This window comes from Vibrio ostreicida (genome assembly GCF_013074385.2).
In the GTDB taxonomy this organism is placed as follows: domain Bacteria; phylum Pseudomonadota; class Gammaproteobacteria; order Enterobacterales; family Vibrionaceae; genus Vibrio; species Vibrio ostreicida.
Genome location: NZ_JABEYA020000024.1, coordinates 1 through 23,197, shown reverse-complemented (window position 1 = coordinate 23,197; position 23,197 = coordinate 1). Strand labels below are relative to the sequence as shown.

Below are 23,197 nucleotides of genomic sequence, written 5' to 3'. Positions count from 1 at the left end.
GGACAAATATTACTGACCTTTCTGTTGTTGGAGAAGAACCAATGATTGCACTTTTGCGTGTATTTGCCGTCGCGCTGTTTGCTATTTTGATGTTCGTATTTGGTTGTGGCTATTGTTTACTGAGCCCACGTAACCCCAAACACGTTTTTACCTTTGGCCGCCTATTTGGCAAGATGTCTCGGGTGTTTGGCATCAAACTTGATTTACGACTGCCTCAAGATGCTTATCAGCGTGGTCAACATGTGTATATTGCGAATCATCAAAACAACTGGGATTTGTTTACCGTTTCTTCAGCGGTGACCCCTAAAGTGGTCACTGTGGGTAAGAAAAGCCTGGCTTGGATGCCATTGTTTGGCCAGCTTTACTGGTTAACTGGAAACATTCTTATTGATCGCGCCAATCGTTCTAAAGCCAAAAGTACAATCGATCAAGTAGTGGACAGCATGAATCAAAGTGATGTGTCTGTATGGATGTTTCCCGAAGGGACACGTTCACGTGGGCGAGGCTTACTGCCTTTTAAAAAAGGCGCGTTTCATGCAGCTCTGGGCGCCAAGGCGGCCATTGTTCCTATCGTGTGTAGCTCAACCGATGGACTCAAGTTTAATCGCTGGAATAATGGCCATGTCATCGTCGAAATGATGCCACCCGTTAGCATAGAAGGTAAAACCAAAGAAGACGTTCGTCAATTGGCTGATGGGTGCCATCAACAAATGAAGGATAAGTTGGCTGAACTAGACGAAGAAGTTGAGACGCTCAACCGCCAGCAAGGCCTTTAATCCGCTAGGTTCAATCGTAGCCACTGTAAAGCCCCAGTCGATGACTGGGGCTTTTTTTATGCGAAGAAGAGAGGAATCTGTGAATTTTACTGAGATGTAAAAAAGCCTCATCAAATGATGAGGCTTTTGAAAAGTGGCTCCTCCTGCTGGGCTCGAACCAGCGACCTGCGGATTAACAGTCCGTCGCTCTACCAACTGAGCTAAGGAGGAACTATAGATGTAAATGGTGCCGACTACCGGAATCGAACTGGTGACCTACTGATTACAAGTCAGTTGCTCTACCTACTGAGCTAAGTCGGCACTTTATCAACAAGTATCTACTTGATGATTGAAGGTGGCTCCTCCTGCTGGGCTCGAACCAGCGACCTGCGGATTAACAGTCCGTCGCTCTACCAACTGAGCTAAGGAGGAATTATTGGTATAAATGGTGCCGACTACCGGAGTCGAACTGGTGACCTACTGATTACAAGTCAGTTGCTCTACCTACTGAGCTAAGTCGGCACACTAATCTTTAATCTTGTCCGTGTGTAAACGCACCAACAAGTAATAACTGTGGTGCCCGGAGGCGGAATCGAACCACCGACACGAGGATTTTCAATCCTCTGCTCTACCGACTGAGCTATCCGGGCAACGAGGTGTATTAAAATGCTTTTCGCCTTGGAGGTCAACATTAAATTGCAAAAATAATCTCGTTTGTTGTTTTTCTATACTTAATGGGCTGTTTTTGCTCATTTTCAGCAAGAAGTTCATAGCCAGTATGATAAGTCGTATTACAAAGAGTCGGTAATAAACGGGTTATAAGCACGAAAAAACAATATTAATGCGTACTTTTTATCGCTTAGACGAGGATTAACAGTCTAAGTTTCTACTTGCCCAGCGGGATTTGAGTTTGAATCCTTGGTTTATATCGAGAGAGTTTCCGGCTTTGATGCCTAAATACATGAAAAACAACCAGTCATGCTTTCAAAGCAGGGGGCGGATTTTACTGTTGAATCGCAGAGAATAATGAAAAGGCGTGACTGACAAAAAAAGCCAAGTCTTTCGACTTGGCTTTAAAAGTGGCTCCTCCTGCTGGGCTCGAACCAGCGACCTGCGGATTAACAGTCCGTCGCTCTACCAACTGAGCTAAGGAGGAATTATTTGCCATTAACTCTGATACTAGTGATACCGAGTTAATCTACTATATGGTGCCTCGAGGCGGAATCGAACCACCGACACGAGGATTTTCAATCCTCTGCTCTACCGACTGAGCTATCGAGGCAAAAATGGTGCCGACTACCGGAGTCGAACTGGTGACCTACTGATTACAAGTCAGTTGCTCTACCTACTGAGCTAAGTCGGCACACTAATATTTTTGCACGTATATTGATGCGTGAGCAGCAATAAAAATCATGGTGCCCGGAGGCGGAATCGAACCACCGACACGAGGATTTTCAATCCTCTGCTCTACCGACTGAGCTATCCGGGCAACGGAGCGCTATTAAACGGATTTTACGGCTTCCCGTCAACTTTTTTTTGGAAAAAAAACACAAAAAGTGGTTATCTGCTGATAATTTAGGCGTTTTTGAGGGTTAGGTTTTACTTGCGTTAAAATCCTTCTTAAATTTTGTTACTTTTTCAAGATACCGACGAGCTTCAGCGTTCGGATGCTTTTTTGTCAGTGCCCAATAGACTTGATTAGGTTGGAGTGAGTTGAGGTCACTCATGGCGCGTTTTCGGTTATTTCGGTTAAAGGTATTTAGAACGCCTCCTGTGCCCCCGTTATAGGCAGAAATCATACTGTATTCGAGAGAAAGAGGGTCTTGTACCGCTTTGAGGTAGCGATTTTTTAGGATATAGAAATAGGCCGTGCCAGTATCGATATTATTTTCTGGATTAAACAAGTACTCCGGTGATGGTTGTCCAGATTTCTTTTTGACCAGTTTAAACACATCCTTTCCAGCGGTTTTAGGGACGACTTGCATTAAGCCATACGCATTAGCCCAGCTTACCGCGTAAGGGTTAAAGCTACTTTCTGTTTTGATGATGGCATAGATCAAGTCTTCTGAGATCCCGTACTTTCGAGAGGCTTTTTGGACAATGTCTGCGTATTTGTAGCTGCGGATCTCAAATTGATTCTCTACCATGGGGATTTCAACGTAGTAGGCTTTTTTGAAATCGACGTCTTTGACTTTTAGCTTGTGCGCAATAAGATAATCGGCATATCGGTTTGCACGCCACGACCACTGAATCGGCTTGCTATCTTGGTCAAGTACCTGTTGGTACAGGAAGGGTTGCCCTTCTAGTTTGATGGCTTTGGAAGAAAATAAATCGACATTTGCAGGATCATCAGGAGTGAGTAGTGTGGTAACAATGGCATTTTTGAGGTGTTGCTTGGGGTCTGTAGGAGAAACGGTTTCAATAATGATAGTGCCTTTGTCAAAATTGACTTCTGAGCGGCTTAGGTAGTTGTCAATATACTTAACGTAGTTACTTTTGCCAGCAAACTTGATTTGACTGCGGCCCCAACGTTTTTCAATATTACCGGAAAAGCTATTGATCAGCGCATTGAGAGCACCAGTGTCTTTCTCAAATTGCCCAGGCAGTTCGGCAAGGTTTTTGGCAAAGCGGTTGGTTGGTTCATAATTGATATCGTATATATTTTCGATAAATTCACGGCTACAGCCCGCCAACAACATGACCAAAATAAAGTAACTGAGCGTTTTCATATTCTTCCTAAAAAATGACACCAAGCAGACGCGATGATGCCATTGAGGTTTCCTTAACCTAGACCCCTACCACTATTGACTCGGAGGGGTATAGCCTTCTATATGAACGTCCTTACCTTCAAAAAGAAAGTTGACCATTTCTGTTTCCAACAGCTGACGGTGCTCGGGATCCATCATGTTGAGTTTTTTTTCATTGATCAGCATGGTTTGCTTGCTTTGCCATTCAGCCCAAGCTTGTTTGGAGACGGTGTCAAAAATACGTTTGCCCAAGTCACCCGGGTACAGTTGAAAGTCCAGACCTTCAGCGTCTTTCTGTAGTCGAGCACAGAATACAGTGCGGCTCATAGTGATTCCTTAACGTTAATCATTGTTGAAGTTCGAAAGGAAGGCTTTCCAGTAATTGTTTGACTGGGGCGGCCAATCCTATTTCTTCAGGTTGTGACAAGTTATACCAAAGACCTTTGCTTCCTTCCATCACCACATCAGGTTGATTTGATAAGTTTACCAAAATTGGTGTGATATCGAGATGGTAGTGACTGAAGGTATGACGAAAAGCAATGAGTTGTTCACGTCTGACAAGATGGTGTTCGCTGATACTGCGTAATCCGAGTTGATGCTCTAAATCTGGGTGTGAGTGTTCTGGGAAACAGAATAGACCACCCCAAATTCCTGTTTGTGGCCGTTGTTCAAGCCACACCCGACCCTTATGGTGAAGCATAATGAACCATGTTTGCTTAACGGGCTTCTCTTTCTTGGGCTTTTTCCCAGGATAATCGAGAGGGTTACCTTGCTTGTTGGCTTGGCAAAATCCGGAGACAGGGCATAACGTGCACTTGGGCCTGCTGCGTGTGCAGATCATGGCACCCATGTCCATCATCGCCTGATTGTATTTATCGACATCAATATTAGGTGTGTGGGTTTGCGCGTGTTCCCAAAGTTGATTTTCGACCTTCTTTTGACCTGGCCAGCCCTCTACGGCAAAACTGCGTGCCAACGTTCGTTTGACATTGCCATCGAGTATGGCGTGAGGCTGTTTATAAACAGAAGAGAGAATGGCCGCTGCGGTTGAACGCCCAATGCCGGGTAAGGCATTCATTTCTTCGATATCGAGAGGAAATTCACCGTCATACTGCTCAGTGACGATTTTGGCTGCTTTGTGTAGGTTTCGCGCTCTGGCGTAGTAGCCTAACCCTGTCCACAAATGCAGGACCTCATCTTGCTCTGCGTTGGCAAGGGCTGTGACTGATGGAAATCGTTCCAAAAATCGTTGGTAATAGGGAATGACAGTCGCCACTTGCGTCTGTTGCAGCATAATTTCCGACAGCCACACACTGTAGGCGGTTTTGTCTTGTTGCCAGGGAAGGCTTTTCCTTCCGTAGGCGTCATACCATTCTAAAATGGCTTTGGCAAAAGAGGTCACGACATGCTCTATAGTTATTGTTTGAGAGAAGTAAAATTGCACCATAGATTTTGACTAAAGTACAACCGATAAAATGTAAGGGTTTAATCTACGTGAATTGACCTAAAATACTTGCACCTGTGTCGATTCTTTGGATAATCACAATCCCTTTCAGTCGAGAGCAATTTTTAGACAGGCGAAATCATGAGTGAAGTGACCACCAACGAATACAACCAAGACGGTAAGCTGATACGTAAAGTGCGCAGTTTTGTTCGTCGTGAAGGCCGACTGACCAAAGGTCAGGAAAACGCAATGAATGAATGCTGGCCGACAATGGGCATCGATTACCAACCCGAGCTTTTAGATTGGAAAGCCGTTTTTGGAAACGATAATCCAGTCGTGTTGGAAATCGGTTTCGGTATGGGGGCGTCGCTTGTTGAAATGGCAAAAAACTCGCCAGAAAAGAACTTTCTTGGCATTGAAGTACATAGTCCAGGTGTAGGAGCTTGTTTGGCTGACGCTCGTGAAGCGGGTGTTACTAACTTACGAGTTATGTGTCATGATGCTGTTGAAGTGTTTGCTCATATGATTCCCGATAGCAGTTTGGCAACATTGCAACTGTTTTTTCCAGACCCTTGGCACAAGAAGCGTCACCATAAACGTCGTATTGTCCAACTAGACTTTGCCGAGATGGTGCGAGAGAAACTGATCGTGGAGGCCGGTGTCTTTCATATGGCGACTGATTGGGAAAATTATGCGCAACATATGATTGAAGTAATGGATAATGCGCCTGGCTATGAGAACATCGCTGTGGATGGGGATTTTGTGCCTCGTCCTGAAGAGCGTCCATTGACCAAGTTTGAAGCGCGTGGACATCGACTGGGCCACGGAGTGTGGGACATCAAGTTTAAACGCGTGAGCTAAAACTATCGGCGAGCTAAAATGAATTGAAAAGCCAACATTTTCGATGTTGGCTTTTTTGACCCTATAAGAATAATAATAAGCCTTTGAAATATAGGTAACTAATGAAACCGACAAAAGAAATATTAGAGAGCATCCTACAAGAAGTCCGGCCGTTACTTGGTCAGGGAAAAGTCGCAGACTACATCCCCGCACTGGCGAAGATTCCGGCGAATAAGCTCGCGATTGCCGTGTTTACCAATAAGGGGGAAGTCTTCAAAGCGGGTAACGCGGATGAGTCATTTTCAATTCAGTCAATTTCTAAAGCGCTGAGTCTAACCTTAGCCATGAGCATCTATACGCCTGAAGAAATTTGGTCTAGGGTCGGGAAAGAGCCGTCTGGTCAAGCATTCAATTCACTGATCCAACTAGAGATGGAGCAGGGTATTCCACGTAACCCATTTATCAATGCTGGAGCGATCGTAGTCGCTGATATGCTACAAAGTCGTTTATCCGCACCAAGGCAACGTTTGCTGGAATTTGTTCGTCAACTATCTGGTGACACACACATCTGTTACGACAAAAAAGTTGCCTCATCTGAGATGATGCACAGCGACCGCAATGCTGCGATTGCTTATCTTATGCGATCTTTTGGGAACTTCGACAATCAAGTGATTCCAGTACTTAGTAATTATTTTCATGCCTGTGCTTTGAAAATGAGCTGTGTTGATTTAGCCAAAACCTTTAGCTATCTAGCGAACAAGGGAACCTCTGTACAAACGCGTAAACAAGTCGTCACTCCGACACAAACCAAACAACTGAATGCGTTATTGGCGACGTGTGGATTGTACGATGGCGCGGGAGAATTTGCTTACCGAGTGGGTATGCCGGGCAAATCCGGAGTGGGTGGTGGGATCATCGCCATTGTACCCGGTGAAATGACCATTGCTGTGTGGTCTCCTGAGCTGGATCCATCAGGGAATAGTCTGGCAGGTACCCGCACCTTGGAACTCTTGTCTGAGCGTATTGGGCGTTCAATATTCTAACGAGTCGAAGTGGTTTGCTGGTGCACACCACTTCGTTTTGTTGTTACTCGTCTGCCATAAACGCAGCAAGGAGATCATTGAGAAACAGCTTCCCCTTGTGAGTGATCTGCCAATGGGTGGTGGACTCGTTGAGGTAATCCATTTGCTTCGCCCATTCTATTGTTGGCTGAATAATGTCTAGGCTAAGGCCAGTTGTATCTATGAAATCTTGCTTGGGACAGGCCTCAATGAGACGGAAGCGGTTCATAAAAAATTCAAATGGGCGATCGCAATCTGCGACAATGTGTTCGCTGTCAAGATACGGTTTGACAAGGTTTTGGTAAGCAGATAAATACCCTTTAGGGTGCTTCACTTTTGTTGTTCTCACGATTCTTCCATCAGGAAAGCTCAGCTTCCCATGAGCGCCACAGCCAATTCCAAGATAGTCTCCAAAGCGCCAGTAATTTAAATTGTGCTGGCATTGAAAGTCAGGTTTGCTGTATCCGGATATTTCATACTGGACATAGCCAGCCTCAGCCAGTTTTTGGTGCCCCAACTCAAAAATATCCCAAAGTGCATCATCATCAGGGAGCACGGGCGGCTGAGAATAGAACAACGTGTTGGGCTCAATTGTTAGCTGATACCAAGACAGGTGAGGCGGTGAAAGCGCAATGGCTTTATCTAGATCATCGATCGCTTGTTCTGTGGTTTGGTTGGGCAGGCCGTGCATCAAATCCAGATTAAAACTCTTTAAGCCAATGGTGTGTGCGAGTTGAGCGGCGTAAATGGCTTCGGTTTTACCGTGAATTCTTCCCAGTGTTTCCAGCTTCTCTTGTTCGAAGCTTTGCACACCGATGGATATGCGAGTGACTCCTGCCTTTCTATAGCCTAGAAATCGTTCCGCTTCAATGGTGCCTGGATTCGCCTCCATCGTGATTTCAATGCCGTCTTTAAAAGGGACGCGTTGATCAATACCCTCTAGAAGATCTGCGATGCCTTGGGCTGAAATCAAACTGGGTGTACCGCCGCCAATAAAAATCGATGCTAACTGCCTTGGGGTGGCGTTGAGGTCATAACGCGCAATATCAGTATCGAGGTCTTGGAGGAGTGCAGCGATGTATTCCTGCTCTGGAATGTCGTTTTTCAGAGTGTGAGAATTAAAATCACAGTACGGACATTTTTGTACGCACCACGGAATATGGACATAGAGGCTCAGTGGCGGTGGAATCAATGGGCTCATTATGCTTGCTCAGATAAGGTTGAAAACAACTGGTTCAATGCCTTGCCTCGATGAGAAAGTTGTTTCTTGCGGCTTGGTTCCAACTGGGCGGATGCGCAATTATCCTCTGGAACGAGGAACACAGGATCATAGCCAAACCCATGGTCTCCTTGAGGTTGGGTCAGGATCTGGCCTTCCCAGACGCCGTGGCACACGATGGGAGTAGGATCCAGCTCATGGCGCATTAGGACTAAAACACAGTGAAAACGCGCGGTGCGTTGTTGTTGTGGAACCCCTTCCATGGCGTTAAGGAGCTTTTCAAGGTTTTCTTGATCGCTGGCATTGTCACCTGCATAGCGAGCAGAGTAGATTCCTGGCGCACCGTTGAGAAAATCGACTTCCAACCCAGAATCATCAGCAATTGCGGCGAGACCGGTTTCTTTAGCGGCATGACGAGCTTTGATGATAGCATTTTCAATAAATGTGGTGCCTGTTTCCGCCACGTCCGATACGTTAAACTCGCTTTGAGCAATGACTTCAAACCCAAATTTGGCTAACAGCCCCGCCATTTCTCGAACTTTACCTTGATTACCGGTGGCGAGAACAATTTTTTTTCCATTCATAGTCTTAACTTCTTCTTGTTCGTACATGGAATAGAGACTTACTCTTCCACATAAAATTTCTGAGTGAACTTTAATGTGCCAGTGCCCTTATTACCAGCATTAACCTCTATGTTGAATGTGAGGTTCTCTTTTTCTGACACGGGAAATTCAGCCAAGTAGTAGATAGCTTTGCCTTCCTTCACTTCTCGAAATTCGAGATTTTTGGTTTGTCCGATCAGATTTTTAGCCGAACCACTAATTTTGGCTGGGGTGGGTGGTTTGCCTGCCTGGTAATTATCTAACACGCTGATATTTATCACCGCTGAGTAGCCGTTTCTTTTTAGTTTGTAACTGCGGGCTACCTGAGGTGTTAAGAAGGTTGAGTTAAAAGCGGAGTAATGTACTTCGACATCTTTAATGGTTTTAAATTGCCCAGCCCAGCTTGGGAAAACGAATAAACTGGTGAGGGCAAGCGCGGTCCATAATTTCATGATACATCCTTTTCGTGATTGTCTTCATTTAAAGCGAAACTGAAACGTAGCACAGAGGCCCGTTCGGCACTCTCCTTATTTTACGTGTGATCGTGCACTTCGATCCTTGTATGGGATCTCATGTTAACGACACTGGACGCAGACTGAAATATCAGAGTAGTAATCTATGCGACTCTGAGCTGTGGAGAGCGTCTGGGGAATGGTCGTCCAATGCGTAAAGGTCGTGCCGAGGAGCAAGATTGAAGCCTTCAGGTAAGGGCTTCAATATCTTGGGGTATGACGGTGGACGAATGGACCCTGACCTGTTTATGTCGGCACAGTTCGCCCTTTTCTGGCGCAACTTGACGCTTTGCTACCTTAAATTGCTGGGATAAGGATTTGCTCAGATGTGGATTCGCTTTCCCCTCAGTAGGGGGGGTGATCGCAATTTTCAGCTCATCGCCCTGTAAGCCAACAACTTTGTTATGGCTGGCACTTAGGTTGTATGTACAACCTAAGTGCCAAGTCATACTCTTCTTTCCAAACCGTCAAGGCCACTAAAGTATAAACCAGATCCCACCAAGGAGATCTCCAGCCAAAAAGTTCGCGAACTGGAGCACGATAAACAGCACCAAAACACTCAGATCTAACCCTCCCATGGCAGGAAGGATTCGGCGGATTGGGGCCAGCATAGGTTCGGTGAGTTGGTGGAAAACATATTCAATTGGGCTGCGGCCCTGACTAACCCAGCTTAGGATAGCGCGAATAAGCAGTACCCAGAAGAGTAATCCACCAGCGGCTTTAATGAGCGACAAAAAGCCCAAAAATAATAACGCGGGACTCAGGGTAAAGGTGTCACTTGATGCGAGCATTCCAAGCGCCACGAGTTTAAGGACAGTGAGGGCATAGGCAAAAAATAGTGTGGCAAGGTCAAGGCTGCCAATTGATGGAATCACACGACGTAGTGGAGCGACGACAGGTTGAGTCGCTTTGACAACAAATTGTGAAAACGGGTTGTAAAAGTCTGCACGTGCAGCTTGCAACCAGATACGTAAAATCACGACCATGATGTAGAGATCAAACAGGGTAGAGATCAGAAAATTTATCGAGTTCATAGGTTACCTTTTATTCTTTGAGCGAATTGCTCAAGTCATTACAACAGTTTTTCCATTTCTTCCGCGCGAGCGACCGCTGCTTGCATGGCTTTGGCGACAATATCAGAAAGTTGGCATTGATTAAATGTTCGCAAGGCTTCTGCGGTTGTTCCCCCTTTAGAGGTCACTTGCTCTCTGAGTGTGGACAATTCTGTCGTGGGGTTGGAAACCACCATATGTGCGGCACCTAAAGCGGATTGCTGGACCAAAAGGCGTGCCGTGTCTTCGTCAAAACCCTGTGCAATGGCTTCTGTTTGCATGGCTTCCATAAAAAGGAAAAAGTAGGCGGGTGCACTGCCAGCTGCAGCAATCACATTGTTGATAGCTTGCTCTTCCTTGACCCAGCAGGTTTTGCCCACTGAGTCCATCAACGACTGAGCAAAGTGCTTGTGTTGTTCGCTGACAGACGCCGGAGCGAATAAACCACTCATCCCTAAGCCAAGCTGAGAAGGGGTGTTTGGCATCACTCGCACTAAATCAACTGGATGGGCAAGGATTTCATTGACGCGTTGGCTGTTAATACCAGCAGCAATGGAAATCACCAGCTTTTGAGACCAATCGATTGACTGGAGTGGCTTACAGACCTGTTCCATCATTTGCGGCTTGACTGATAACACGACCACATCGGCCGCTTGAACAGACGAAAAGTTGTCACTACTGGTCAGAATCGAAAAATCTTGCTCCAACGGTCGGCGGCGAGTCTCTGAAGGGGCTGTCGCGGTAATGAGTGCCGCAGGGTATCCGTCAGAAACTAGCCCGGAGACGATGGCTCTGACCATATTGCCAGCGCCGATAAAGGCAATTTTTTTGTGTTCCATTGATTGTTATCCTCCTGTCTTTGAGGGGTAATCGCGTGCGCCAAAAATAGCTGTACCGATACGTACCATGGTGCTGCCTGCCTCAATGGCCGCCTCCATATCCCCACTCATCCCGATTGACAATGTATCCAGTTGTTGAGTCGGGAGGTGCTGCGAAAGCTTTTCCTTTAATTCAGCCAATTGGGAAAATGCAGCGAGCTGAGACGAGTAGTCGGATACATTAGCAGGAATTGACATTAATCCTCTTAAAGTGAGGTTAGGCAGAGAAGAAATCAACTTCGCTAAGGTCAATATTTCGTCATGGTTGGCGCCAGATTTGGTCATTTCGCTGCTGGTGTTGACCTGAATCAAGACTTGCAAAGGCTTCAAATCGTTGGGTCTCTGATCATTAAGGCGTTGCGCGACTTTCGTTCTGTCGATGGTATGCACCCAGTCAAAATGTTGCGCAACGTGACGAGTTTTGTTGGATTGAATCGGCCCAATAAAATGCCATTCTATTGGTAAATCTGGATGATGATCGGCGAAATATGACACTTTATCAATGCCTTCCTGAACATAGTTCTCACCAAACGCTCTCTGACCTGCTTGGGTTGCTTGCAAGATCTTCTCAACAGGTTTGGTTTTACTGACCGCCAGAAGTTGCACAGAGCCAAGAGGGCGTCCACACTTTTGTTGTGCCGCTGCAATCTGTGATGTGATCTGTTCAATATTTTGTTGAATATTACTCATAGCTAACTTTATTAAGGATTTTAAATGGATATCGTTGAGTTATTGGATTTTAGTGTAAAGCATAATGCTTCAGATCTACATCTTTCTGCTGGTGTCTCTCCCATGGTACGCATTGATGGCGAAGTAAGGAAGCTTGGTGTTCCTGCGTTTAATCATTCTGAGGTCCACCGTTTAATTTTCGACATTATGAATGATTCTCAGCGTAGCGAATTCGAAGAACGTCTCGAAGTTGACTTTTCTTTTGCCTTACCGGATGTGGGCAGATTTCGCGTCAATGCGTTCAATCAATCACGAGGTTGCGCAGCGGTATTTCGAACTATACCTACAGAAATCCCCACGTTGGAACAACTGCAAGCGCCCCCTATCTTTGAAAAAATGTCGAATATGGAAAAAGGCTTAATCTTGGTCACTGGACCGACAGGGTCGGGAAAGTCGACCACACTTGCTGCCATGGTTGACCATATTAATCGTCACCATAACAAACATATTCTCACCATTGAAGACCCTATAGAGTTTGTTCATGCCAATAATAAGTGCCTGATAAACCAGCGAGAAGTTCACAGCGATACCCACAGTTTTAACAACGCGTTACGCAGTGCATTGCGAGAAGACCCAGATGTTATCTTGGTTGGTGAGCTGCGTGATCAGGAAACCATTAGTCTGGCACTGACTGCCGCTGAAACAGGTCATCTGGTGTTTGGTACCCTGCACACCAGCTCAGCATCAAAGACCATCGACCGAATTATCGATGTCTTCCCTGGCAGCGATAAAGGAATGGTTCGTTCAATGTTGTCCGAATCTTTGCGTGCGGTCATCGCCCAGAAGTTGCTTAAGCGCGTTGGAGGGGGCCGAGCGGCGTGCCATGAAATCATGATGGCAACCCCAGCAATTCGCAACCTGATACGAGAAGACAAGGTCGCTCAAATGCAGTCTGTGATTCAGACTGGAGCTGCCCATGGTATGCAAACCATGGAACAACACTCAAAACAATTGATCGCTCAAGGCGTCGTGGACTCTGAAGAAGTTGCGTCGAAACTTGAAGTTGATCAGGGGCCACTTTAGGAGTCGATCATGGACGCTAACCTACAAGCAATGTTAGATCATAGCGCCTCGGATCTTTACATCACCGTTGGAGCCCCTCTGTTATATCGTGTGGATGGTGACCTAAAGCCTATTGGTGATGACTTATCTGAAACAGAGGTACTTAGTTTGCTGAGTAATGTGATGGATGCCAGTCACTATCAGACATTCACCGAAACGCGAGAGGCAAACTTTGCCGTGGTGAGAGATTTTGGTCGCTTTCGCGTTTCAGCTTTTTATCAGCGTGAGTTACCCGGTGCCGTCATACGGCGTATTGAAACGGAAATCCCCACCTTTGATGCCTTGAGTTTGCCCGACGTACTCAAAGACTTGTCGACGACCAAACGAGGATTGGTGTTGGTCGTAGGAGCAACCGGTTCCGGTAAATCGACCACCATGGCGGCAATGACTGGGTTTCGTAACGCGCAACGCAGTGGGCATATTCTTACCGTCGAAGATCCGATTGAGTTTGTGCACCCACATTTAAAGTGTATTGTGACTCAAAGAGAGGTTGGGCTGGATACCGACAGTTATGAAATCGCCCTAAAAAATTCTTTGCGCCAGGCTCCGGATATGATTTTGATTGGTGAAATCCGTTCTCGGGAGACGATGGCGTTTGCGATGACATTTGCTGAAACTGGCCATTTATGTATGGCGACGTTACACGCCAATAATGCAAATCAGGCCTTGGAGCGGATCTTACATTTAGTGCCCAAAGAGCAAAAAGAGCAGTTTCTTTTTGACCTATCTATGAACTTGAAAGGTGTGATAGCCCAACAATTGATTCGTGATAAAAGCGGTCAGGGGCGCCACGGTGCGTTCGAAGTGTTGCTCAACACGCCAAGGGTCTCTGATCTGATCCGACGAGGGGATCTCCATGAGCTCAAAGCAACCATGGCGAAATCGCAGCAAGTAGGGATGCAAACGTTCGATCAAGCACTCTATCAACTTGTACTGGATGATAAAGTCAATGAGGAAGAAGCCCTGCATAGCGCTGACTCGGCCAATGATCTTCGTATTATGCTCAAGACTCAGCGAGGGGAAAGTTTGGCAGGCGGTGCTTTAAGTGATGTTAAGATTGATATGGACTGAATGACATGTCGCTGCCCTGCGCTAGGTTGCCTCTCCTGCAGGGCGTTTGTTCTCATAAGACGTTCATTTTTATTCGACGTTTCCCCACTGTGCCTCAAACCAGCTTTCTAGAATGATCACCGCAGATTGGCAATCAACATTGCCTTTACTGAGTGCTTTGAAGCCACCAAACTCAAACAGTTCAGCTCTTGCTTCTGTAGTGGACAGTCGCTCGTCATGTAACTCGACGGGTAGGCCAAATCGGCCTTGTAGCCGTTTGGCAAACTTTTTGGCTCGTGGGGTGATGCTTTCCAGTGCTTGACCGTGGAGATCAGTTGGCAGCCCAACCACCAGCAGTTGAGGCTGCCATTCTTTTATGATCTTTTCTATGTCATCCCAATTAGGGATCCCGTCTCTGGCTTTAAATGCTTTGAGTGGGGAGGCGGTTCCTGTGATCTCTTGGCCAATAGCACTACCAATGCTTTTTGTGCCAAAGTCAAACGCCATAATTGTTTTAGGCATAATAGTATTCGTTAGGATTAAAGGTTAAGCGTGGCCAATATCGCTGGAGAGCTGGGAAGCGTCAATGCCGAGCATCTGGACCGCTTTTTGCCATCGCTCACTGATTGGCGTGTTAAACATAACATGGGGATCTGCTTCAATGGTCAGCCAGGAGTTTTCAGACAGTTCAATTTCGAGTTGGCCTGCCTCCCAACCAGAGTACCCTAAAGCGACAATGTACTCATGAGGTTCGGCTTCGGTCCCGAGTACAGCGAGTATATCTTTTGAGGTAGTGACCGAGATACCATCCGTCATTTTGATGCTTGATTCATAGTCATCTTTGGGTTTGTGAAGTATAAAACCGCGATCTCCTGATACAGGCCCTCCATTAAACACAGGCTTTTCAAGACTGCCTGTTTTTAGCTGAGGCTGTACCGCTTCCACATCGACTTGCTTGAGCATTTTACCGACAGTTACATCAATGGGGACATTAATCATCAACCCCATTGCGCCTTCATCGTTGTGTTCACAAACATAGATGACGCTGCGTTGAAAATAAGGGTCTTTCATCCCCGGCATGGCAACTAAAAAATGGTTGGTTAAATCCATAGCGACTCCAGCGTAAAGGGGTGATAAATCATCACCCAATGATTTGTGGTCCAATTATGGCTTATTGATGCGACCTTCAATGGCATCCATTAATTTACCTGTGATTGAGATATTAAACGAAGCCTCGATTTCACGGATACAAGTCGGGCTGGTAACGTTAATCTCTGTCAGCTTATCTCCAATGACATCTAGGCCTACAAAGATTAACCCTTTTTCCTTAAGTGTAGGCGCTATAGCTGCAGCGATCTGTTTATCTGTTTCACTGAGTGGGCGAGTTTCTCCTGTGCCCCCTGCGGCTAAATTGCCGCGCGTTTCCCCTTTTGCCGGAATACGGGCTAGGCAGTATGGCATGACTTCACCGTCCACGACCAGAATTCGCTTGTCTCCATTGCTGATGTCAGGGACAAACGTCTGGGCCATGGCATAGTTTTGACCGTGGTTGGTCAAAGTTTCGATGATGACTGAGACATTAGGATCATCTTGCTTGACTCGAAAGATAGACGCACCACCCATGCCATCTAATGGTTTTAAGATCACATCACCATGTTTTTCACGAAAGGCTTTTAGTTTATCGGCTTTTCGAGTGACGATCGTTGTGGGCGTCAATTCAGGGAACCAAGCGGTAAAGAGTTTCTCGTTACAATCCCTCAAGCTTTGTGGTTTATTGACGATCACAGTGCCGGGCTCTTCTGCGCGCTCCAAAAGATAGGTTGCATAAATGAACTCCGTGTCAAATGGAGGGTCTTTACGCATCAAGACAGCATCAAGCTCTGACAGTTCAATCGTCTGCTCTGATGTGAATTGATACCAAGAATTAGGATCTTCTTTGAGCTCGACGATCTTGGTGTCGGCAAATGTGGTGCCTTGCTCTAAATGAAGATCACTCATTTCCATATAGTGGATTTCATAACCACGTCGCTGTGCTTCAAGTAGCATTGCAAAGCTAGAGTCTTTCTTAATGTTAATGGACGAGATCGGGTCCATTACGATACCTAATTTGATCATGGTTTTTCTCCGTTTAGCCAAGATCGCCAAAGCGAACTTGAAGGGCGGTAATAGCAGTAAGGGCGGCAGTTTCAGTGCGTAGCACTCGCGGTCCCATTAAAGTCTCTTCGAAGTGATACTCCCGAGTCTTGGCAATTTCTTGTGCAGACAGCCCCCCCTCGGGGCCAATTAATAAGCGAACTTTGTCCACTGGAGCAGGAAGTGTGTTGATCGAGTACTTAGCGCGAGGGTGAAGGTTGAGCTTTAACGCCTCGTCAGCTTCCGCGCACCAGTCTTCAAGTTGCATAATTGGACGAATCTCTGGAATGCGATTGCGACCGCACTGCTCACAGGCACTGATGGCCACTTTTTGCCATTGAGCCAATTTTTTCTCGAACCGCTTGTGGTCTAGTTTTACTCCGCAACGTTCGGAGATAAGGGGAGTAATCATATTGACGCCCAATTCGACCGACTTCTGAATCGTGAACTCCATTTTGTCACCCCGAGAGATAACTTGACCTAAATGAAGATTGAGCGGGGATTCACTATTGCGTTCTGTGCGTGTAGAAATCGTCACTTCCAACGTTTTTTTTGATACCTGAGCAATTATGGCTGAAAATTCTGCGCCACTGCCGTCAAACAGTATTAATTCTTGCCCTTCTTTCATGCGAAGTACTCGCCCAATGTGACCTGCTGCGTCGTCGCTCAGCATTAAAGAACCTAACTGGTTAATGGGTTCCGGGTGATAAATTCGTGGGATTCGCATTGTATTTTTATTTCCGGCAAGAAAGGTTGAGATAGACTCTAACATGGATGCTTTACGGTGAAAAAACAAGGGCTAGCCAACTCCCGATCATAAAGCGAAAACGGATAGCCAGACTAAAGCTGCTGGCAAGCAGAGCGCACAAAAGGGTTATGGTTCTCTTGTATCTCAAAAATGCGTTTGTCTCGTAAACACTCCCATTCACTGACGGGGAACTGATTATCCCAGGCGTGCATTAATTGAGATTGTTGCTTGGAAATCTTAAATCCGTACATGTCAGTCATATACAAATAGGTTCTTGCAATGGCGCCTTTGGCTCTGTCAGGCGGCATGGCTTTACGTTGTTTAAAGTCGATTTGCATTTCACAGCGGCCATAACTCACACCCTGTGAGCCACTCCATTGGCTGAAACGATAGTTTGAGCGGTCACCGTTAACCTCTCCAATTGCTGGCACCAAATTATGCAGATCGGCTTCCATCAGACGGAAAACTGAATCTTGCTTGGTGCAGTTTTTTCTTCCGCCATTTTGCCAGCATTGACGCTGGTGGCCAAACTGCCAAGCGGGCACGATATGTTCCCACTCTATGCGCGAGGCGCGTTGTGGCTGTTTACGTATGTCATAACCACAAGTCATCAAATCAGGGATTCCTTTTTTGCCTTGCCATTGAATGTGACAGCCACAATAAAAGCTCGATGGATGGTCCACATAAATGTGAATTGCTTCGCGTTTGGCTTTCGAAAAAGAGGTTGGGGGAGCGGCAATGCTGGTGATAGGTAATAGCAGGGCGAAACTCAACAAGCGATAAATAGGCATATATAAGTATGGGAAAAGTATGATGCCTCGCAGTCTAGCACGCGAACAGTTTGACAAGCCCTATTTAAGACAGTTGTTTACCCGTAAATATTAGGGGGTGTTGGCATTGTTGACAGCGATAATGTGCTTGATCACGTAACACCTTGTTATGACGACGAATGGAAAGGGGGTATTGTGAGCAACTACACCGATACTCAAAGGTTTTACCCTGAACCGATGTTGTCGAAAAACAGTGCGTTGTTCGAGCTGGAACGTCAAAAATCGATTCCATTATGCCTCGCCATTCTTTTCCATGTGGTTTTACATGGCCATAGACCTGATAAGTAATTAAATGAGCGATTTCGTGAGGAATGACCTCAGTGAGGAAAGCCTGTTGGTTTTCTGAAAATAAAATAGGATTAATGCGTATCTCGTTGAGTTGGAGGTAGGCTTTGCCTGCGGTTTTACCGCGCAGTTTGAAGTTGATTGTAGGTGCAGGGAAAGAGCGGTTGAATGCCTTGGTGGCAGCGTTAAGGCAATTGCAAATGACTCTTTGAGTGCGATAGTTGAGTTCCCAATCCAAGTTATTCTCCAAAAAACGCCCCATTTTAAGGGGCGTATCATACCTAGGATTGAGGGTTAACGCGAGTCAGTGGTGTTTCTTCTTAATGGTCTCATGATAGGCATGCCAAGTGCCGTAGCCAAGCATTGGCATCGTAAACAGCATCCCGATACCGTAAGTAGCAAAACCCACCAGAATACCGCCACAAATCAGCCCAGCCCAAACAATCATGGCCGGAATATTGGTTTTGACTGCGTTAAAGCTGGTGAAAACAGCGGTCATCATATCAACCCGCCTCTCCATCATGAGTGGGAGAGAAAAGGCTGAAATCGTAAACACGACGCAAGCTAAAACAAACCCAACCAAGGACCCAATAACGAGAAACGGCAAAAATTCGGTCAGTGGCGCACCTTGCACCGAGGGATAAAGCGCGTGAAGAAGTGCGGCAATGCGCATCCAAAAAATCATACAGATCGCAAGCATCACGGCAAATGCCCACTGAGAACTTGAATTACGGCCGATGGCCTTCATTGAATGAAGTAAGCGGGCTTTGTGGCCTCTTTCTCTTTCCCAACTTGCATCATATAAACCGAGGGCAAGAAAAGGGCCGATAAGAACGTAGACGACCAAGCTGGGCATCACCACTAAGTGGGTACCTTGCCATTGCACCAGTAATACAATGCCGACGGCTGCTGCCATAAAGCACAAACCATAAAAGGTGCTGATGAGGGGCATTCTGACAAAGTCTTGTAGCCCTAGTGACAGCCAGTGAAAAGGCGCTGAAAAGCTGACATGATTGCACGGGATCGTGCGGGCGTATTCGTTATCTGGAACGTGCTTTTGCTTGTCGTCGACATCTTGCGGGTTCACCGTACGAGGCATACATCCTCCTTGATAGTCTGCCAGAGGCACTCAGAGTCAGTCTGAGTCATGTTTTGAAACGCTTTACACCACTTTGATGATAAAGCGGTGCGCCTGTGTATCCGCTAAAAGCAGCATGGAAAATGCTGTCGATTTAACCTCTTAATAACTATTGACGCTTGCGTGAGAAAATACAAATCGTATGTTTATTTTTTGCGAGCTAAGTAAAAAATGTCGTTGGACAATATCGTTCGAAACTTCAACAATAAAATTTGAAACTATGCCACACTTTTCTCTGGCTCGTTATCTAAGATTGGCGTTATTACAGGCGTAATCAACTTCAACTCTAATCGTGAAGTTTCGCACCTTTGACAACTTTATCGACTAATTTTTTTTCTGCACACATAGCAATCCCGACTAAGGGTAAGCTTTCTGTATCATAGCAACGAACCGTGCTTCGATTAGCGTCATCATGACCTGTTGCGAACATATCTTCGATGAATATTGCGGTTTCTATGTTTGCACGATTCGCGCGTTGGACAAAAGTCGATAATTTACTTCTTTTCACTTTAAGTACTATTGTTGGCTGGATACAAAGTGGTAGATAGGTATTATCACTCCCATCCACATATTGCTTTCCAGTTTCTACCATTGATGTAGATGTGACCCCACCAGATAGAAAGCTCACAATATTCAACTTCTGCCATACTGGTAAATCATCTGCTACCACGATGACAAATTTAGAATCAAACTGCATATTTCCTCTTATTAATCAGTACACTAAATCTATTGCAGGCGACAACCCCATCTTTAAGCCAACAAACAGTAACAGCACGGCCATTAGCTTATTCATTACAACTAAATAGCAAGTTTCGTTTATCTTTTGGCCAATAAGACGTCCAGCGATGTAGTAAACAGTAGGAGCACCAAACGCAAGTAGTGCCAAAATAGCGCACCATACAAAGATGTACCCGCCCGTAATACCTGCTGATGGAAACTGAACTGTTGCAATAGGCAATGCCACCGTAATACCTTTCGGATTAAGAAGCTGACGCATCAAACCGTCTCGCAGATTCATGCTTTGACTTGGTTTTAGTTCAACTTTACCCACTTGGCTTACGAATATTTTGTATGCCAACCAAAGAATGTAGATAGCCCCCAGTATTGCCGTCCATTGTAAGAAAGTATCATTCATTACTGTCTCACCAATCAGCGAAACAGCACTGAATAATGCGAACATCGCGATAGAGACACCGAGACTGAAGCCTAATATTGAGTTTTGTTTTTGTATGCCACTGTTTAAGCCGATAGCATTGACTGGCCCTGGGGTGTACATCACCCCTAGAGCATAAATAATTATGTCCAGCATAGAGTTAATCTTTTGGTCGATGCTTTAGTTTAAGCTAAAACGAGAGTTGTTTTTGATATTGGGTTGGCGTGATACCAAACGTATTCTTAAAGTTACGATTAAGATGGCTTAAATCTGAAAACCCGTACTTAAATGCAATATCTGCAGCGTTATTACCTAGCTCTAGGTCGCGTTTTACACGATTGATTTTATAGCTAAGTACATACTGGTGTGGCGTCATGCCAAACTGTTTGTTAAACAAACGAATGAAATGATATTTAGACATATTGGCAGCGCCTGAAATCTCTTCAATACCTAGCTTTCGATTAAGGTTGAAATGAATAAACTCCTTTGCTTGCTCTAATAGTTTACCTGTTCGTCCATAAGCCGCCTTATCAATAAACGAGCCATCGCCAAGACGAACAATCGAATGAGCAATGCCCAGTAAGAGGTGCTCTTCTTCTAGTGAAGAAAGTGGTTGCTCTAAGTTCATAGAGCGGGCAAATGAAATGACCTGTCGTTGCAAAACTGCATCATGAAAGGATGACTCTTTCAATCGAGACTGATCCTTAGATACACTCCCTATGCTTTGAATCAAACTCATCATTGTCGATTCAGGTATGTAGAGCATTTCATACTCCATATCTTTTCCACCTCCAGCATGTCCATCATGAACCTGTTCTGGATTAAAAAAGATCACGTTTCCTGCCTGACTTTTATGAAAAGTTCCATTACTAAAAAAGTCCTGACGGCCACGGCAAGTCACACCGATACTGAACTCTTCATGGGCATGTTTACCGTAGCTAAAGTCTCTCATCTTTGCCGAAAATGAACACAATCCTAAAGTGTGCGCACTTTTTTGATAGCTAAATTGTTCTTGCATGCTGACAGACTCAATCTATTTGGTGGAAACATAATGAAAGTATAGAGAGCAAGTGATCGTGAAGATAGAACAAAATTGCTAAATGCATAACAGTCGCTCTTTATTATCTAGCAAACTTTGGGGCAAAAATGAGTTTCGAACTTTATTGCCACCATTCCTTTAAGGTGGCGTATTGAGTGAGATGGAGTTTCCATCTTTATTGTTACTTTCTTTCCTGTAGCGTGACGTAGCAATAAACCCAGCGTAAGAGAAAAGTTTTAAACGGTGTTGTTCACCGACAAAAAAGGCTTCTGGAAAACCAGAAGCCTTTGAAAAAAGTAACGTCAATGTGTTCGATGATTAAAGGCCAGCAAACTCGCGCAGTAACTGGGCTTTATCCGTTGCTTCCCAAGGGAATTCCTCACGGCCAAAGTGACCATATGCTGCGGTTTTTTGATAAATAGGTTGCAGCAGGTTGAGCATTTCTTGCAGTCCGTACGGACGAAGATCAAAATGCTGACGAACGGCTTCAATGATGATCTCTTGATTGACTTTTTCCGTGCCGAAAGTTTCGACCATGATCGACGTAGGATCAGCAACGCCAATGGCATATGACAACTGGATTTCACAGCGATCAGCGAGGCCAGCCGCGACGATATTCTTCGCGACATAACGGGCAGCGTAAGCAGCACTGCGATCGACTTTTGATGGATCTTTTCCAGAAAATGCCCCACCACCATGGCGTGCGGCACCGCCATAGGTATCAACGATAATTTTACGACCGGTTAGACCACAATCCCCCATCGGGCCACCGATGACAAAACGACCAGTCGGATTGATGAAGAAATTGGTGTCTTTGTTAAGCCATTGTGCCGGCAGGACTGGCTTAATGATTTCTTCCATCACGGCTTCACGCAGATCCGGTGTCGAGATGGATTCGGCATGCTGAGTCGAAAGAACCACAGCATCAATACCGACAATGTTGCCTTGATCGTACTGGAACGTCACCTGAGATTTCGCATCTGGGCGTAACCAAGGTAGCGTGCCATTTTTGCGAACTTCAGCTTGCTTTTGAACCAGAAGATGAGAATAGGTGATAGGGGCTGGCATCAGCACGTCAGTTTCGTTCGTCGCGTAACCAAACATAATGCCTTGGTCACCCGCACCCTGTTCCTTGGGATCCGTTTTATCGACCCCTTGGTTGATATCAGGAGATTGCTTACCAATGGTATTCAATACGGCACAAGAATCGGCATCAAAGCCCATTTCAGAGTTAACGTAACCAATATCACGAACAGTTTGGCGAGTGAGTTCTTCAATATCGACCCACGCAGACGTTGTTATTTCACCACCAACCATGACCATGCCTGTTTTAACGTAGGTTTCACAGGCAACTCGGGCTTTAGGATCTTGCTTTAGGATTGCATCCAATACCGCGTCGGAAATCTGGTCTGCAATTTTATCTGGATGACCTTCTGAAACGGATTCAGAAGTAAACAGGTGCTTAGCCATGTTAGCTCCATTTTTATCTGGTTTAGGGCAGTGGATATTGGTACCCACTGCTCTTGAATAATACTAATAACTGTAGGTGTATCTACATCTAGACGTCTATTCTAGATTTGATAGCCCGAATTACAAGCTCTTTTTTAATTTAATACATATACAAACGTTTGCGTTAAAAGATAAGATTCTTAATTGCTTGGGTGAATCATCGATAGAAAATCACCCGATAGCGGAGAGAGCAAAGGAGGAAAACGTTTGCAGAGCTTAGAGACCTTTGAGAGAATATTTGCTGATTTTTATTGATTCCGCTTAACCGATTCAGGAGCAGACATGCCTTCTCGCAAACACCTCGCCAATGCCATCCGCGCGCTTAGCATGGACGGCGTTCAACAAGCTAATTCTGGCCACCCAGGCGCCCCAATGGGGATGGCTGATATCGCTGAAGTGCTTTGGCGCTCT

26 protein-coding genes, 9 tRNA genes and 1 pseudogene are annotated in these 23,197 nt (G+C 45.6%); 6 read left to right on the top strand and 30 right to left on the bottom strand.

The window, feature by feature from the left end; genetic code table 11:
- Nucleotides 1–41 precede the first annotated feature (41 nt).
- Nucleotides 42–776, top strand: a complete 735-nt coding sequence (locus tag HLM86_RS19415) for a 1-acylglycerol-3-phosphate O-acyltransferase (RefSeq protein WP_076590704.1) — start codon at nt 42–44, stop codon at nt 774–776.
- A gap of 134 nt (nt 777–910) precedes the next feature.
- Here the strand turns inward: HLM86_RS19415 and HLM86_RS19410 are convergent.
- The 12 genes from HLM86_RS19410 to mutY all read right to left on the bottom strand — a co-directional run bounded on the left by HLM86_RS19410 (nt 911) and on the right by mutY (nt 4,904).
- A tRNA-Asn gene (locus tag HLM86_RS19410) sits at nt 911–986 on the bottom strand.
- A 14-nt stretch (nt 987–1,000) separates the two neighbouring features.
- Nucleotides 1,001–1,076: transfer RNA gene (locus tag HLM86_RS19405), tRNA-Thr, on the bottom strand.
- A 35-nt stretch (nt 1,077–1,111) separates the two neighbouring features.
- Nucleotides 1,112–1,187, bottom strand: a tRNA-Asn gene (locus tag HLM86_RS19400).
- Between the two features lie 14 nt (nt 1,188–1,201).
- Nucleotides 1,202–1,277 (bottom strand) — tRNA-Thr (locus tag HLM86_RS19395).
- A gap of 52 nt (nt 1,278–1,329) precedes the next feature.
- Nucleotides 1,330–1,405: transfer RNA gene (locus HLM86_RS19390), tRNA-Phe, on the bottom strand.
- A 430-nt stretch (nt 1,406–1,835) separates the two neighbouring features.
- Nucleotides 1,836–1,911, bottom strand: a tRNA-Asn gene (locus HLM86_RS19385).
- A 50-nt stretch (nt 1,912–1,961) separates the two neighbouring features.
- Nucleotides 1,962–2,037, bottom strand: a tRNA-Phe gene (locus HLM86_RS19380).
- Nucleotides 2,038–2,042: 5 nt separating this feature from the next.
- Nucleotides 2,043–2,118 (bottom strand) — tRNA-Thr (locus HLM86_RS19375).
- Nucleotides 2,119–2,168: 50 nt separating this feature from the next.
- A tRNA-Phe gene (locus HLM86_RS19370) sits at nt 2,169–2,244 on the bottom strand.
- A 103-nt stretch (nt 2,245–2,347) separates the two neighbouring features.
- The gene (mltC, locus tag HLM86_RS19365) at nt 2,348–3,484 is read right to left on the bottom strand and encodes a membrane-bound lytic murein transglycosylase MltC (RefSeq protein ID WP_076590703.1); all 1,137 of its coding nucleotides are present in this window, start codon (nt 3,482–3,484) and stop codon (nt 2,348–2,350) included.
- A 72-nt stretch (nt 3,485–3,556) separates the two neighbouring features.
- Nucleotides 3,557–3,829: an oxidative damage protection protein gene (locus HLM86_RS19360; RefSeq protein WP_076590702.1), complete on the bottom strand. Its 273-nt coding sequence runs from the start codon at nt 3,827–3,829 to the stop codon at nt 3,557–3,559.
- A 19-nt stretch (nt 3,830–3,848) separates the two neighbouring features.
- The gene (gene mutY / locus HLM86_RS19355; protein WP_170883757.1) at nt 3,849–4,904 is read right to left on the bottom strand and encodes an A/G-specific adenine glycosylase; all 1,056 of its coding nucleotides are present in this window, start codon (nt 4,902–4,904) and stop codon (nt 3,849–3,851) included.
- Nucleotides 4,905–5,087: 183 nt separating this feature from the next.
- Here mutY and trmB point away from each other — a divergent pair, with 183 nt between their 5' ends.
- Nucleotides 5,088–5,807, top strand: coding sequence for a tRNA (guanosine(46)-N7)-methyltransferase TrmB (gene trmB / locus HLM86_RS19350; protein ID WP_076590700.1), 720 nt, complete (start codon nt 5,088–5,090; stop codon nt 5,805–5,807).
- A 101-nt stretch (nt 5,808–5,908) separates the two neighbouring features.
- Nucleotides 5,909–6,829, top strand: coding sequence for a glutaminase B (gene glsB, locus HLM86_RS19345; RefSeq protein ID WP_170883758.1), 921 nt, complete (start codon nt 5,909–5,911; stop codon nt 6,827–6,829).
- 43 nt (nt 6,830–6,872) lie between these two features.
- Here glsB and hemW read toward each other — a convergent pair whose 3' ends face one another.
- The 7 genes and pseudogenes from hemW to HLM86_RS19310 form a co-directional block, all read right to left on the bottom strand.
- Nucleotides 6,873–8,048 (bottom strand): radical SAM family heme chaperone HemW, encoded by a 1,176-nt coding sequence (gene hemW / locus HLM86_RS19340; protein WP_170883759.1) that lies wholly within the window; start codon nt 8,046–8,048, stop codon nt 6,873–6,875.
- Nucleotides 8,048–8,650, bottom strand: a complete 603-nt coding sequence (locus tag HLM86_RS19335; protein WP_170883760.1) for an XTP/dITP diphosphatase — start codon at nt 8,648–8,650, stop codon at nt 8,048–8,050. Before HLM86_RS19335 ends, hemW begins: the two co-directional genes overlap by 1 nt.
- 38 nt (nt 8,651–8,688) lie before the next feature.
- On the bottom strand, nt 8,689–9,120 hold the full coding sequence (locus HLM86_RS19330; RefSeq protein WP_076590697.1) for a DUF4426 domain-containing protein: 432 nt from the start codon (nt 9,118–9,120) through the stop codon (nt 8,689–8,691).
- Nucleotides 9,121–9,368: 248 nt separating this feature from the next.
- Nucleotides 9,369–9,657: pseudogene (locus tag HLM86_RS19325) on the bottom strand (DUF167 family protein).
- The gene (locus HLM86_RS19320; RefSeq protein WP_076590696.1) at nt 9,657–10,214 is read right to left on the bottom strand and encodes a YggT family protein; all 558 of its coding nucleotides are present in this window, start codon (nt 10,212–10,214) and stop codon (nt 9,657–9,659) included. The pseudogene HLM86_RS19325 and the gene HLM86_RS19320 overlap by 1 nt, the downstream one beginning before the upstream one ends.
- 38 nt (nt 10,215–10,252) lie before the next feature.
- Nucleotides 10,253–11,071 carry a pyrroline-5-carboxylate reductase gene (gene proC / locus HLM86_RS19315; protein ID WP_076590695.1) on the bottom strand — a complete coding sequence of 273 codons (819 nt, stop codon included), beginning with the start codon at nt 11,069–11,071 and terminating at the stop codon, nt 10,253–10,255.
- 6 nt (nt 11,072–11,077) lie between these two features.
- The gene (locus HLM86_RS19310) at nt 11,078–11,800 is read right to left on the bottom strand and encodes a YggS family pyridoxal phosphate-dependent enzyme (RefSeq protein ID WP_170883761.1); all 723 of its coding nucleotides are present in this window, start codon (nt 11,798–11,800) and stop codon (nt 11,078–11,080) included.
- A 24-nt stretch (nt 11,801–11,824) separates the two neighbouring features.
- On the opposite strand from HLM86_RS19310, the gene HLM86_RS19305 reads away from it, so the two are divergent.
- A complete protein-coding gene (locus tag HLM86_RS19305) occupies nt 11,825–12,862 on the top strand; it encodes a type IV pilus twitching motility protein PilT (protein WP_076590693.1) in 1,038 nt (345 codons plus the stop codon).
- A gap of 9 nt (nt 12,863–12,871) precedes the next feature.
- Nucleotides 12,872–13,972 carry a PilT/PilU family type 4a pilus ATPase gene (locus tag HLM86_RS19300; protein ID WP_170883762.1) on the top strand — a complete coding sequence of 367 codons (1,101 nt, stop codon included), beginning with the start codon at nt 12,872–12,874 and terminating at the stop codon, nt 13,970–13,972.
- Between the two features lie 69 nt (nt 13,973–14,041).
- Here the strand turns inward: HLM86_RS19300 and ruvX are convergent, their stop codons facing one another.
- The 11 genes from ruvX to metK all read right to left on the bottom strand — a co-directional run bounded on the left by ruvX (nt 14,042) and on the right by metK (nt 22,747).
- Nucleotides 14,042–14,473 carry a Holliday junction resolvase RuvX gene (gene ruvX / locus HLM86_RS19295; RefSeq protein ID WP_076590691.1) on the bottom strand — a complete coding sequence of 144 codons (432 nt, stop codon included), beginning with the start codon at nt 14,471–14,473 and terminating at the stop codon, nt 14,042–14,044.
- 24 nt (nt 14,474–14,497) lie between these two features.
- A complete protein-coding gene (locus tag HLM86_RS19290) occupies nt 14,498–15,061 on the bottom strand; it encodes a YqgE/AlgH family protein (RefSeq protein ID WP_076590690.1) in 564 nt (187 codons plus the stop codon).
- Between the two features lie 54 nt (nt 15,062–15,115).
- Complete coding sequence (gene gshB, locus HLM86_RS19285; protein WP_170883763.1) at nt 15,116–16,066, bottom strand: glutathione synthase; 951 nt, start codon at nt 16,064–16,066, stop codon at nt 15,116–15,118.
- 13 nt (nt 16,067–16,079) lie between these two features.
- A complete protein-coding gene (gene rsmE, locus HLM86_RS19280) occupies nt 16,080–16,811 on the bottom strand; it encodes a 16S rRNA (uracil(1498)-N(3))-methyltransferase (protein ID WP_076590725.1) in 732 nt (243 codons plus the stop codon).
- Between the two features lie 113 nt (nt 16,812–16,924).
- Nucleotides 16,925–17,623 carry an endonuclease gene (locus tag HLM86_RS19275; RefSeq protein ID WP_076590688.1) on the bottom strand — a complete coding sequence of 233 codons (699 nt, stop codon included), beginning with the start codon at nt 17,621–17,623 and terminating at the stop codon, nt 16,925–16,927.
- A gap of 64 nt (nt 17,624–17,687) precedes the next feature.
- Entirely contained in the window at nt 17,688–18,185 is a 498-nt protein-coding gene (locus HLM86_RS19270; RefSeq protein ID WP_170883764.1) for a SprT family zinc-dependent metalloprotease, read from the bottom strand.
- Nucleotides 18,186–18,251: 66 nt separating this feature from the next.
- Nucleotides 18,252–19,046: a DUF2189 domain-containing protein gene (locus tag HLM86_RS19265; protein ID WP_076590686.1), complete on the bottom strand. Its 795-nt coding sequence runs from the start codon at nt 19,044–19,046 to the stop codon at nt 18,252–18,254.
- Between the two features lie 325 nt (nt 19,047–19,371).
- A complete protein-coding gene (locus HLM86_RS19260; protein ID WP_170883765.1) occupies nt 19,372–19,782 on the bottom strand; it encodes a DUF2000 family protein in 411 nt (136 codons plus the stop codon).
- A 15-nt stretch (nt 19,783–19,797) separates the two neighbouring features.
- Nucleotides 19,798–20,394 (bottom strand): LysE family translocator, encoded by a 597-nt coding sequence (locus HLM86_RS19255; protein WP_170883766.1) that lies wholly within the window; start codon nt 20,392–20,394, stop codon nt 19,798–19,800.
- Between the two features lie 34 nt (nt 20,395–20,428).
- Nucleotides 20,429–21,256: an AraC family transcriptional regulator gene (locus tag HLM86_RS19250; protein ID WP_170883767.1), complete on the bottom strand. Its 828-nt coding sequence runs from the start codon at nt 21,254–21,256 to the stop codon at nt 20,429–20,431.
- Nucleotides 21,257–21,595: 339 nt separating this feature from the next.
- Nucleotides 21,596–22,747: a methionine adenosyltransferase gene (gene metK, locus HLM86_RS19245; RefSeq protein ID WP_076590682.1), complete on the bottom strand. Its 1,152-nt coding sequence runs from the start codon at nt 22,745–22,747 to the stop codon at nt 21,596–21,598.
- 321 nt (nt 22,748–23,068) lie between these two features.
- Here metK and HLM86_RS20380 point away from each other — a divergent pair.
- Nucleotides 23,069–23,197 (top strand): thiamine pyrophosphate-binding protein (locus HLM86_RS20380; protein ID WP_170883768.1); only part of this gene is annotated, 129 nt, incomplete at its 3' end.